Below are 11,681 nucleotides of genomic sequence, written 5' to 3'. Positions count from 1 at the left end.
CTGATCCAAAACTTAACATCATCGGGATAAATAAAGTATGGCTGCTAATTGAACTACATCAGTCATAACTTACTACCGAGGATGAACGGCAGAAAGGGGTCGCTATGAGCTTATCAACGCCGCGCAAAAACCTCATCCTTCAACACATCAAACTCATTGAATGCGATATTCAGACTGAGTTTCAAGTTGATGATGGTGGCGATGGTAGAGCTGGTAAAAATACAGATCATGATGGCGATTTGATATTTCACCGCCAGCCACGGCTCACTTCCACCGAGAATTTGTCCCGTCATCATGCCGGGCAAAGAAACCACGCCCATTGTGGCCATACTGGCCAGGGTGGGGTTGATCGCCGCTTTAACGCCCTCTCGAAAATAAGGACGAACAGCTTCCCGGCGTGTGGCACCGAGCATTAGAAAAGTCGCATATTCATTTTCGTTTTTGCGGAGAGCCGAATAGAAGCGTTCCAACGCAATGACGTTGCCTTGCAGACAATTACCGAGAATCATGCCGGCTAAAGGCACGACATAGCGGGCCTCGTAAAAATGCGCCGGTTGGATAACCAGCGCTACCAGATAGCCGGTGGAGAACAGTATGCTTGAACCTATTGCGGTAAAGGTGGCTAGCGCAAAATATCGCGCTTTAACGCCAGCGCGCCGCAGAATACTCAGATCCGCCACAATCAACATGACCAGTATCCATAGTCCGTTCAACCAAGGATCGTTAAGATTGAAAAGGGCTTTTAAATAGATTCCCACCAGGGATAACTGAATAGTCATCCGCACGATGCCGATGACGAGATCCCGGCTTAGACGCAAACCGATCAGCCAGAGCAATAACCAGGGTATCAAACAAAAGGCATAAAGGATCGCCATCTGCGGCAGTGCAATATCAAGGGTTTCCATGGCGCTCTATCTTGTTCAGAATACCGGTTTCCAGTTCAATAACGATATCACAGCGTTCCATCCACTCAGGATCGTGACTGACAGAAAGCACGGTCAGTTGGGGGTCAGAGAAAACCTCGAAAACAGCCTGTTTGCTTTCTCTGTCCAGAGCACTGGTGACCTCGTCGAGCAAATACACTTTTTTATCCAATAATAGACCGCGTGCCAGGGCGATACGTTGTTTTTCACCGCCGGATATTCGGCTGCTTTTACTATTTAAAATAGCCGCAGGTAGCCGCAGGTAGCTGCAGTCGATGCAAAACAGCCATCAGTTGAGCTTCCGTGGGCCGATGATGGCGATGGGCTTTAAATTGAAAAGGTAATAGAAGGGCCTCTCTTACGCTTTCAGCCCCCAGCACCGGTTCTTGACCAATGTAAGCGGTGCAGTTTCGGATTATCCGAACAGAGAGTGATGTTAAGGGTTCGCCCTGAAAATAAACCGTTCCAGATTGTATGGCATGAAGACCCATCAGGGTTCTCAGCACACTGCTTTTGCCGGCGCCGGATTTGCCATATAACGCAGCTTTCTGTCCGGGCAAGAGAGCGAAGCTGATGTTGGACAGAATGATTTTGTCCAGGGCAGTGACCGTGACCTGATCGAAGCGAATAATCGGAGACATTAAGCAAAGGTTCAAAATTGAATCAGTCGTGACGATAAATGATGGACGGCTTCATCTATTATGGAGAGAGCATCTGGCTGGCTCTACACGAAGAGCATCAATTTGTCTCGACCATCGTGAGTCTGCTTTCTGATGTTGAGCAGACTTTCGATGACTTAGGGCGACAGGCAGCAAAGGCTCGACTTTTGCCTGTCAATGTTAGATTTTATTCTAACTAATTTTTGATGTCGCCGGTTCAAATCCAGAGTTTTACAGGTTATTACAGGTATTGGCAACTGAGTTTGAATGACGTACCATAGAGAGCATTGAGTTCTATTGGAGGCCCATCATGCTCTCGTTCTCGTCTCCTTCAAGCCGCTCCAAACTATCAACCAGGCCCCTGCAGGCTGCATCAGTACAATCCCGCTTTGCCGGTCAGCATAGCACTGTCAATTGCCTAGCATGCAACCGGACTATGGTGCCTCGGGTAGTCAGCTATTATGGCCAGCCGTTACGGTCCATCTGTCCCTTTTGCGGCACGACCTTCAGCAAGTTTCCCTGCGGGTTACAGCGATTGATAAAACCTTTTCAAATACGCAGTTTGTCATTTGTGGCTTTTAAATGGATGATAATGGCCACGCTAATTTTTGGTTTGCTCTGGTCTATTTGTGCGTGGGCAAAGCTACCAGATAATTTAAGTCTTATTGCAGTATTCGGAACCATAGGGTTTGGATTGATGGCTGTGGCTGAATTTTTTGTGCAATCCATAGAACACCTCGCAGCAAAACTATCTCATGAGAGCAATTATTATTGGTCGGCATTTGTTTTAATCATCATTGTTACTGCCAACTTTCGGCAGGATCTGATGAATTATCTTTTGCTGTTTTCCGGGCTCTTGCTGATTCGCTGGGTGATGGTAGGCAGTGTGCGAGCGCTATTTGGATGCAACGTTTGACTTAATCGCAATTGATGAATGGTTAGCTTTTAATCCGCCCTTGGGCTCGATTAAAGTTCCCAATTTGATCAATCAAATCGCCCCTGTTCTGCCCGGCGGCACTTCTTAACAACTTCGCGATATTGTTGCCGTCAGTTTCACCTTCTTCAGCAAGCAGCCGTTGTTTTGCTGCACCCATATTGCCATTATTATCTCCAGCAATCGCAATTCCAGCAAAGGCTTCAAACATAGCGGCTCGGTAATAGGCTTGTTGAGTCGGTGTGAGTCTGTCGGCCACTTCATTCACCCGCTGATCTGCCCAAGTATTTGTTGCTTCAGCAAATCCAGGATATGACTGCGATGCAGCAAATTTAAGTGACTCCCAATAGTTTTTACCTTTAGAACGGGCTTCTTTAAAACTGTCTGTAAATTGTTTCACAACTAGACTTCCGGCGGCTCCGGCGGCCTCAATATCCTTAGCCGTGCTATAAATACTACCACCCAGCATGTTGTAAGAAAACTCCGCTGCTGAGGGAGTGTTGTTCGCCGCTGAAGCAATTGCCGTTCTAAAATGATCGGCTTTCAGTTGCCTCATCTCGGCAACCCCCGTATTCGTCTGTTGATCCAAACGCTCGAGGTTCTGCTGATGATCGGCCGCAATCGACTTCTGACCCGCCGCCATCCGACCACGAGCGGTGTTGATTTGGCTCTGTGCCTGGTGAGTAGCGGCTTCAGCTTCGTGTCGAGGATCAGCCAGGTCTGCATGTTCAACCCGCGTTTGGATTGCGCCCATGACGGGTGCCTGGGATTTCAGGTTTTCGTTTTTCCCTGAATTCCAGTCAGTATCGGATGTGGGCGCATGAAACGCATCACCCAGTAACTGGTAGCCCGCGATTTCCGCGCTCCGCGACTGCTGCCTATCCAGGGTTCGATAGCGGGGAGAGGAAAAGCCGGTTAACAAGGACATGCCCGCCGCCGCATAGGCCTGGTCGCTATCGGACAGCCAACCGGCCGCTTTCCATTGCGAAGCTAATCGCTGTGCATCCCCGCGGAGGCCATACTGATCCAGCGCTTGATCCAGTCGTTCCATTAATGCGCCGTCACTGGCCAGTTTCAAGCCGGTTTCCGCGGCGCCAAAGCTGGCCTGGGCTCCGAAGCGTTGCCCGGCGGAGACCGTTTGTTGATAGGTTTCCGACGCAGAAACGGCATCGGATGCACTGTGTTGTAACGACGATAACGATTGGTTTTGCAAGCCCATGGAGGCCACGTTACGGGTGCCGGATTGTGCGTCCAGGGCTAAACTTTTCGCAAGCCCCGCCTGATAACCCTGGCTGTCTGTCACCGTTTGCGCAATATCCGCGGCGATCGAATCGGACTTATCCTGGCCGACTTTAAAATCGTTCTGTAACCGGCCTGAAATGGCAGCGCCCAAGGCCTCTTCGGACAATTTGGCGCCTGCATTCGCGCTGCCGGCCACCAATGCCGAGAAGTGATCCGCTGAAATCCCGGTATCGGTATGCTTCTTGGCGAAGCCTTCACCGTACTGCCGGTTATAGGCATCGGTATGACTCGAACTGCTGGCGATCTGCTGGCCCAGGGAATGGCTGTCAAACGCCTCGCTGGTGATACTGTGGGTTTTTGATGCCGTCGCCGACACGTTGTGCATGAAACTGCTCGTGGCTTGTTCGGACGCCTGATAGGCGGACGCCACGGCCGCGTTTAGGTCACGCCCTGCGGAAAAGGTCGGCAAGACCTTGTCGCTTCCGGTCAGGGTGACCGCCGACAGAGGGCTGTACTGATGCAGGGGTTGTGCGTTCAATAGCGGTCCGGGGCTGACCACATCCGGGGTGGCGATTTTCTCGTTGACATAATCGCCGCCGTCCATCCGTCCCAGAAAATGCGTGGCGGTCACGGCGCCGCGGTAAATCAGCATCAAGGTGATCGCCGGGGTCGAGGCCGCCAACATGCCGCCGATCGACAGCCATTGCTGTAATTCCATGTCGAGCTGGTAAATGCCCATCATCGACGGCAGATTGTAGTTGGCTGAGGTCAACGCCGCCATTTTGCCGGCCGCCGACATATTGATGAACAAATTCACCACCGCGAGAATCGGCATCCATAACTGAATCCAGAGCAGCATGGAAAAGTAACCGATGTTCATCCGCAATCCCACGCTGCCGAACAGCACCACGAACGCCATGATCGGCGCAATCGCATAGCTCAAGCCCTCGATAAACGCCATCATCGGGCGGACAATCCTGGAAAACAAGGTCTGCTCCGCCGCCCATTGGGTATTGCGCTGCTGGATGGCTTGTTCGATCATCGAGGCTTTGGTCCAGTGCATCGCATCCTCATGCCGGCCGATGACGCCTTTTTCGAACATCGGCATAATCGCCGACATCAACATATAATCGGCCGCATTAATGATGCCGGGGCCGGCCAAGGCATCAAAGGCCTCCTGAATTTTCGGCACGGTATCGCTTGCGGCGACGACACCCAAGGTTTGCTGCAACAGATTTTCCAGGGAGGTAGCGAAAGCGCCATTTGCGACCACGCCCAAATCCGCCCAGGCATCGGTGCAGGTTTTGGTTTGCGGCTGGCCACCGACATAGATTTGGGTCATGTAGATGTCGGAGTCGAACCGAAGCGCATTGAGGGGATCGGCATCGCGTAAAATGGCGTCGACCGATTTCAGATTCAAGTCCACCCCGGTCAGGGTGCATTCCCGGACATAATTGGCAAAGGAGGTTTCCATGTCGCTGCCGGCATTGGGAGCATTGGCGGCGCCCAAGCCGACCCGGGAAAGCAGGTTCCTCCGAACCGCGGTCAAGGTTTGCAAACTATCGGCAAAACCATGGCCGGTCATCGAGGGCAGGGCAAAGGCCTGTTCGAACAGGCGGGTCGACCGATACCCCATGTTCGACATGACGCTGCCGACGACGGCCGGTCCCAACGGCACGTGGTCGACCACGACCACACTGCCGGTATAGGCATCTTCAATCGCGACCTTGACGGCGGGCGCATACAGCATCAGCCACAAGACATACGCCAAAAACAGATCCTGATAGCGAATGCCCCGACCATCCCATTGCAGTAAAGCCCGCAGCATGATGATGATCACGCCGATCAAACCGCCTACACCGGCGGCGGTGCGGTAATCGCCGGTTCCGGAGATCATCGCGACCGCATTTAACACGGCTTGCAGGTAGGCAGAATCGCCGACGGAGAAGATTTCGAACATAGGAGACCTGACTTGAAAGGGCTGAGAACGGAATGGCTAAGGGTTCGGCCACGCCGGTGCGGAAGCCGGGAGCTGAGCCACACTGCCATATTGCCGCGGTTTGACGGTATTCATCAGTTGCTGATAAAACGCCATCAGGGTTTGCGGGTTGCCGTAACGACCGGCGATCGTGACATATTCGTCCTGGATCTGTGCGCGAGCGTCCTTCAGGGCATCCATCAGCAGCTTGGCATAGGCATGATCGTTGATTTGCGCGGCCGTCTGTACCGCACTCAGTAAATCGTTGACGATCAGTTGCGCCAGTTCCAAGGCGATCACCGGCGCGGCTTCTTCGGCCCAGAGCTTGGCAATCCCGGCGTCTTCACGGGCCAGATTGTGGATCATGCCGCCGATGGCATCCGGTACGGTTTGCATGAAAGCCTGTTCGGTGGCGGTGATTTGGCCCTGGTTGGTCGAGAATTTAACGATCAGGCCATTGCTGTTGCTGGCCGAGCCCAGCAGGATCTCCATCACCCGTTGTTTGAGGCCGACCAGATTGACGTTCTGAACCACCGGTTTCAGGCACTGGTCGGCGCCATGGCCATCCGAACAGCTGTACAATTTGACGGTTTGATAACTGTTGCCGGCATCGCTGCCGTAGATCAGGTCCTTGATGCGAAGAATGGAGGGGGGCGCACTCACCGGATTGTTTTCGCCCTTGCCGTCTGGAGCGGCTTGGGGGGCATCGACAATGACGGTGCCGGAGATGCTCATCGCCGCCTCCAACAGACTATTGCCGCCGAAGCGGAACCAGGCGCCGGCATTCTGATTGGTCAACGCCCGCCAGACCAGATTGCCCTGGATTTTTTGCGCCATGTCATTGGGCGCGTTTTGTTTGATCTGCTGTACCGGATCGCCCAGCGTACTGGTGTTGGTCCAACTCGAAAAGACATCGCTGATGCCCTGGGTGAATGAGACATTGGATAGGTTGGTTTTACTTTGCAGATCGAACGCCTTGACGGTATCGTTGACCATGCCCTGCGCCAGTCGACAGGAGTTGCTGAACATCTGGTTCAACTCCTGGATTTTCTTTTGCAGGTCGGTCATCACCGAAGCGCACCACGGACACATTGCCCCGATCGCCAGTTGAAACGCATAGCCGGCGGCATTGGCCGCGATATTCCGCAGCAGTTGCACGAACTGATTGTAATTGATGAAGCTGAAGCTGCCGGCGAACAGATCGATTCCTCCGCAGCCGGCGCTGAACGAAGGCGGTACGAAAGACACTAGTAGTCAGTCAATTTAAATCAAAAGGATATATTGGGCTTGTAAGTCACTCTATAGTGGCATTGATGGTTACTGATTGAGGTCAAGCAATGCCAGCTCTTAAATACAAAGTCAATCTGACTGAAGACGAAAAGCGTGGCTTGGAAGCCATGATCAACAAAGGAAAAGCCGCGGCACGCCATCTGACACGCGCGCGAATTTTATTAAAAGCGGCAGCGGGTATTCAGGATAAAGACATTATCCAAGCTTTGGGTGTCTCGGAATCAATGGTGTTGACGACGCGCCAACGGTGTGTGGAAGAAGGCCCGGAAGCCGCCCTGAAAGAACGCCCCCGTCCAGGACGTGCCCCAAAACTGACGGAGAAGCAGGCCGCCCATATTATCGCCTTGGCTTGTAGTGAGGCGCCGACAGGGCATGATCACTGGACCTTGCGGTTGTTGGCGGACAAAGTGGTGGAATTAGCGTATGCCGACCGTTGCAGCTATGAAACCATCCGTCAGCTTTTAAAAAAACACTCTCAAACCCTGGCAGAAGCAAGAGTGGTGCATTCCCGAGGTGAGTGCTGAATTTGTCGCGGCGATGGAAGACGTGCTGGACCTTTATGAAGAACCCTACGATCCGTTACGCCCGGTTGTGTGTTTCGACGAAAGTCCGAAGCAACTCATTGCGGAAGTCCGCCAACCTCTCCCGCCTGAGCCCGGTCAACCGGCCCGCTATGACACCGGCTATGAACGGAAAGGCGTCTGCGATTTGATGATGATCTGCGAACCTAAACGCGGTTTTCGGCAGGTGGACATCACCGCGCGGCGGACCAAAATCGAATTCGCGCACAGCATGAAGCATATCGCTGAACTTTATCCGGACGCGGCGGTGATCCGGGTGGTGCTGGACAATCTGAATACCCATAAAATGGCGTCTTTGTATGAAGCCTTTCCAGCAGAGCAAGCCCGTGAATTGGCGCGACGGCTGGAGTTCCACTACACGCCCAAGCATGGCAGTTGGCTAAACATCGCTGAGATCGAACTGGCCGTCTTGTCGAACATGTGTTTATCACAGCGGATACCGGACACAGAGAGCCTCCGGCGTGAGGTCGAAGCCAATATCCTACCGCGCAACACCAAGGCGACGCCCGTCAATTGGCGATTTACGACGCAACAGGCACGACGTAAACTGGCTCGCCTGTATCCTTGTGTTTCTTCGTGACTGACTACTAGATTCGTATTGGTGATGCCGTTACGGGCCACCAGACTGCCGCCAGTAATCACGCCCCGGCGTTGCCCCAGATGCGCCGTCGGCGCGGTGTAATTGGTCATCGTACCGAACATGCTATCCATTTCCTGCTGCAAATCGGCATCAGCGGACATCGAACTCAGTGTCAGCAGAAGAAACAATAGGACTCGTTTATTCATGGGGCTGATCATGGAATTCTCCCGTCTTGAGCACTGTGTTGCAGCGCTTGAATCAATGACAGCGGGTCTTGCAGGGTGGCTGAGCTGATACTACTCGAAGTCGGTAATAGCCGCGGTGTGGAACGGATGCCCTGGATGGTTTCGAACTGTGTCGCATCCAGCCAATCCGATTCCTTGGCTGCCAGCAGGATGCGGCTGGTCAGTTCCTCCAGCGACAACGCACCCTGCGAGAGCGGCACGATTTGCCGGGGTGGTTTCATCAGAAATAGGGCAGGCGTTTGTTCAACGCCCAGCATGGCGGCCTGGCCTTGATCGAGCTTGAAGCTCCCAAACAGGTCATTCGGCATCGGCCGGCCATCCAGCGAGACCGGATAGATCTTAAAACCGTAAGCCTTCTCCAGCATATTCAGAACCGGCGCCTGGACATGACAATAAGGGCAATCGGAGCGGAAGAAAAACAAAATCCCGGCTTGGCCTGCGATGGCCTTCAATGCGCGATCCGCCATCACACTGGCCTGATGATTGGCTTCATTGGCGGCATAGGTCGCGACCGGACGCCGGACGGTTTCGTCCAGCTGGGGATCGGACATTACCACATAGCGAGCCGTGTTGGTAAACCGTTCGGCCTTGTCCATCATCACCCGTTGCAGGTAGTAAAACGCCGCGACGTTTTCATGCGTCGGCTCATCAATGGCCTTGTTGAGATACGTCTCCATGTTTTTGCGCAGCCAGGCCGAGGTGAAGGGTTCTGGTTCTGTCGGGGAGATCGGCTTTGAGGGTAGTTCAGCGGTGATCGCGGGCAAACTCGGAGGCGGTTGGGGCGGTTCGGGTTTGCGTTTCAACACCGGTTCCGGCTGGACTTCATACCAAAACCAGCCGCGCTGTTTGTCCGTGAAATAGGAAACGCCGGGCTCATCGATATCAGCGCCCCAGGCAGCATAGTCCTGGAACAACAGGGTCAACACGATCAATACGGCAGAGTTTCGGTTCATAGCCGAATTCTCCATCAGGCCACTCCCACCCAGCCTGCAAAAGATTCCTGAAAGCGTTATGTTTTGCGGTGGTGGAGGTAGGCAACATGAACGGAGCTGCCGTAAAAGATCGCACCCTGATTGATTTATTGCAAAGAGCCGATTGGAACCTCTCCTAAAATCACGAGTAAGACCTGGCGTCTCTATTGGGGGTGACGAAGTTAAATCCCTATGAAATTAGGGATGGCGATGACAATATTTCATGCCGAATGGATGGCCGGATTCCAGATAGGGATGAGTGATCGAATAGATCTAATTGGGATTATCCGATCAATAATTCGCTTTAATGACCCTCAAAATCCCTAATGCAATAGGGATGGAATCTTCAAAATACCGATAGACATGAAAGTCGTTTTGGTTGCTGGATGAACGCCGGAAACGCCATCGTTGGCCCCTTAAATCCCCTAGGGATTTAAGGCCTAAATTCCTGTAGTTAAGTATTAGGGATCTTGAATGAGTAACGAACAAGCTGCTATGAACCCATCCATGCTGTCGGAAGAAGACGTGCTCGGCTGGGTTGAGACGAAAGTGGATCAGCTTTACGCAGAGGCCAAGGTGTTGGTCGATGATTATTGGCGGCGCCTGAAAGCGGAGCAAAACCGGCATGCGGGATCGGAAAAGGCCCGGATTGGGGTGCGGATTCGCCGTCGGGAAACTTGCCTATCTTTCAGCATCGAATGGTTTCGGATGGCGATGATTCGCCAGCAGGGCCAAACCAAACCCATCGCCCACTATCTCAAAAAAGGACCCGGTTATCATTACCCCATGGGGCGTCTTTTGCAAGGAGAACCCGAATGGGAGGCGGTGCTGATTGAAGAGCTGGAAACCGAATTTGCCGACATTCGCAAGCAGATCGATTTGCTGGGGAAAGTTCGGGATGCGGTACAGGGCTATCGCAAGGCCACACGATCAGGCTTTGACAGGCCTACTGATCAAATCCTTGATTGAAAATACCTGAGTGTTACTGATGTTATTTCGTGCTCGGGTCGCACCGTACAGATATCCACAGCCTGTCTGCCTTATTATTTAGATTAAATAAAGATTATAAAAAGATTAGGGTGGGGATTTTGGGCGTCTTCAAAATGTCTGTAAGCCACGCCAGACAGGGGCTGTAGCGAATTCCAAAATTGTACTTGGCGTCAGTCTAATGCCGTGCCCAACGTCAGTCGAATGCCGTGCTTGGCGTCGGTCCAATGCCGTGGGGTGTCAGCCGAATGCCGTTATCCCGTTGGTCGAATGCCGTGCCACTGTCAGTCTAATGCCGTGTCGGCGTCGGCCGAATGCCGTATCACAGGCACATTGGACGACCCGAAAGTGCGTCAGCCGTATGCCGTGCTTATCATCCATGATGTTTGCTGATGAGGTGGCGTTGTTGGCTCGGGGTAGGGTTCTTTTTGATCTTGACCGCATCCTCGGCGATCAAAAAACTTTCGATCGCTCCAATGACAACTAGGGCGTCTAAAGCTTTACGCAATCTCAGCTTGAAGTCCCGAAGGTTGGTTGTGCTGCTGCCGCTCAAACGATGGAGCGTGTCGATCTTAAGCGGATAAGGCGTGGCATGGGAAGACAAAAATCCATGCAGCCACAGTGCCAGCGGCTGTTTGCGCAATTTGTGCCGCTGCTCGAATTGAATGTGCGTGTAGCCGTCTTCAAACAGTCGGAGCATCGATTCGGTCAGCTCGACAATGTAGCGTTGGCTCGTCTCGTCCCGGTAATATCGTAGAAAGCCTTTTTCACCAAAGCTGTCACGGCCCTGGAAGGTGATCTCGACAAAGGCCCCGCCCAATCGAGCCATCGATTCTTTCAGCCATTCGTGCTGGCTTTTGCCGGTGCCTTTGTCGAGTGCGGTCAGCAAGGCATGGGCGCTGAAGGTGACGCTGAATCCCGGTAACTGTTGCCTGGACAAATGCACGATTTGCATCCAGACATCCAGATCCGACTGGATCAGCTGTATGCCCAGAAACCGGACTTCGATACCGTCGACCGACGCCAGCAGGGTACGTTTTTTGTAGGCAATGCGTTCTTTGCCCTGGATGCCGGCAAACAAGGCACTACGTAAACAGGCATTGGGGGTACCTCGCATCGTTGTCGGCCAACTGGGAATCGCCGTCAGTGGTTCGACAACGCGCAGCTGAGCTTTTTTGCGTTTGACCAATTGTTCGAATCGGGCGGAAAGATCGTTGGGGTTGATGGGGTCCGAGTGTTGACCGTTCATTTCTGATGGGCTTGCGGGGATACGACTGTTTTCCATGATCGC

At 53.0% G+C, this 11,681-nt stretch carries 10 protein-coding genes and 1 pseudogene; 3 read left to right on the top strand and 8 right to left on the bottom strand.

Annotated features, from left to right (window positions below):
* Nucleotides 1–113: 113 nt before the first annotated feature.
* From A3OW_RS0111260 to A3OW_RS27840, 3 genes are all read right to left on the bottom strand, one after another.
* Nucleotides 114–905 (bottom strand): ABC transporter permease, encoded by a 792-nt coding sequence (locus A3OW_RS0111260; RefSeq protein WP_020563541.1) that lies wholly within the window; start codon nucleotides 903–905, stop codon nucleotides 114–116.
* Nucleotides 892–1,095 carry a P-loop NTPase family protein gene (locus tag A3OW_RS28860; protein ID WP_269746763.1) on the bottom strand — a complete coding sequence of 68 codons (204 nt, stop codon included), beginning with the start codon at nucleotides 1,093–1,095 and terminating at the stop codon, nucleotides 892–894. Before A3OW_RS28860 ends, A3OW_RS0111260 begins: the two co-directional genes overlap by 14 nt.
* Nucleotides 1,096–1,156: 61 nt before the next feature.
* The gene (locus A3OW_RS27840) at nucleotides 1,157–1,564 is read right to left on the bottom strand and encodes an ATP-binding cassette domain-containing protein (protein ID WP_020563539.1); all 408 of its coding nucleotides are present in this window, start codon (nucleotides 1,562–1,564) and stop codon (nucleotides 1,157–1,159) included.
* Between the two features lie 610 nt (nucleotides 1,565–2,174).
* On the opposite strand from A3OW_RS27840, the gene A3OW_RS28605 reads away from it, so the two are divergent.
* Nucleotides 2,175–2,498, top strand: coding sequence for a hypothetical protein (locus A3OW_RS28605; protein WP_232422371.1), 324 nt, complete (start codon nucleotides 2,175–2,177; stop codon nucleotides 2,496–2,498).
* Nucleotides 2,499–2,520: 22 nt separating this feature from the next.
* Here A3OW_RS28605 and A3OW_RS0111240 read toward each other — a convergent pair whose 3' ends face one another.
* Together A3OW_RS0111240 and A3OW_RS25980 are read right to left on the bottom strand one after the other, a co-directional pair.
* Nucleotides 2,521–5,718, bottom strand: coding sequence for a conjugal transfer protein TraG N-terminal domain-containing protein (locus tag A3OW_RS0111240; RefSeq protein WP_020563536.1), 3,198 nt, complete (start codon nucleotides 5,716–5,718; stop codon nucleotides 2,521–2,523).
* A gap of 36 nt (nucleotides 5,719–5,754) precedes the next feature.
* Nucleotides 5,755–6,984: a conjugal transfer protein TraH gene (locus tag A3OW_RS25980; protein ID WP_020563535.1), complete on the bottom strand. Its 1,230-nt coding sequence runs from the start codon at nucleotides 6,982–6,984 to the stop codon at nucleotides 5,755–5,757.
* Nucleotides 6,985–7,073: 89 nt separating this feature from the next.
* Here A3OW_RS25980 and A3OW_RS27125 point away from each other — a divergent pair.
* Nucleotides 7,074–8,187, top strand: a protein-coding gene (locus A3OW_RS27125; protein WP_085984322.1) for an IS630 family transposase whose coding sequence is annotated in 2 segments (ribosomal slippage) — nucleotides 7,074–7,501 and nucleotides 7,500–8,187 — 1,116 coding nt in all. Because the reading frame shifts where the segments join, the coding sequence is not laid out codon by codon here.
* A 17-nt stretch (nucleotides 8,188–8,204) separates the two neighbouring features.
* Here A3OW_RS27125 and A3OW_RS29235 read toward each other — a convergent pair.
* Nucleotides 8,205–8,309: pseudogene (locus tag A3OW_RS29235) on the bottom strand (conjugal transfer protein TraH); the annotation flags it as partial.
* Between the two features lie 92 nt (nucleotides 8,310–8,401).
* Nucleotides 8,402–9,400: a conjugal transfer protein TraF gene (locus tag A3OW_RS0111220; RefSeq protein ID WP_020563534.1), complete on the bottom strand. Its 999-nt coding sequence runs from the start codon at nucleotides 9,398–9,400 to the stop codon at nucleotides 8,402–8,404.
* A gap of 477 nt (nucleotides 9,401–9,877) precedes the next feature.
* Between A3OW_RS0111220 and mobI the strand changes: the two genes are divergently transcribed.
* Nucleotides 9,878–10,372 (top strand): conjugative transfer protein MobI(A/C), encoded by a 495-nt coding sequence (gene mobI, locus A3OW_RS0111215; RefSeq protein WP_026223511.1) that lies wholly within the window; start codon nucleotides 9,878–9,880, stop codon nucleotides 10,370–10,372.
* A gap of 391 nt (nucleotides 10,373–10,763) precedes the next feature.
* Here the strand turns inward: mobI and trfA are convergent, their stop codons facing one another.
* The gene (gene trfA / locus A3OW_RS0111210) at nucleotides 10,764–11,675 is read right to left on the bottom strand and encodes a plasmid replication initiator TrfA (RefSeq protein ID WP_157385876.1); all 912 of its coding nucleotides are present in this window, start codon (nucleotides 11,673–11,675) and stop codon (nucleotides 10,764–10,766) included.
* Between the last annotated feature and the right edge of the window lie 6 nt (nucleotides 11,676–11,681).

This window comes from Methylosarcina fibrata AML-C10 (genome assembly GCF_000372865.1).
Taxonomy (GTDB): domain Bacteria; phylum Pseudomonadota; class Gammaproteobacteria; order Methylococcales; family Methylomonadaceae; genus Methylosarcina; species Methylosarcina fibrata.
Note: the sequence above shows the minus strand (reverse complement) of the source record. Positions and strands in the feature narration are given on the sequence as shown.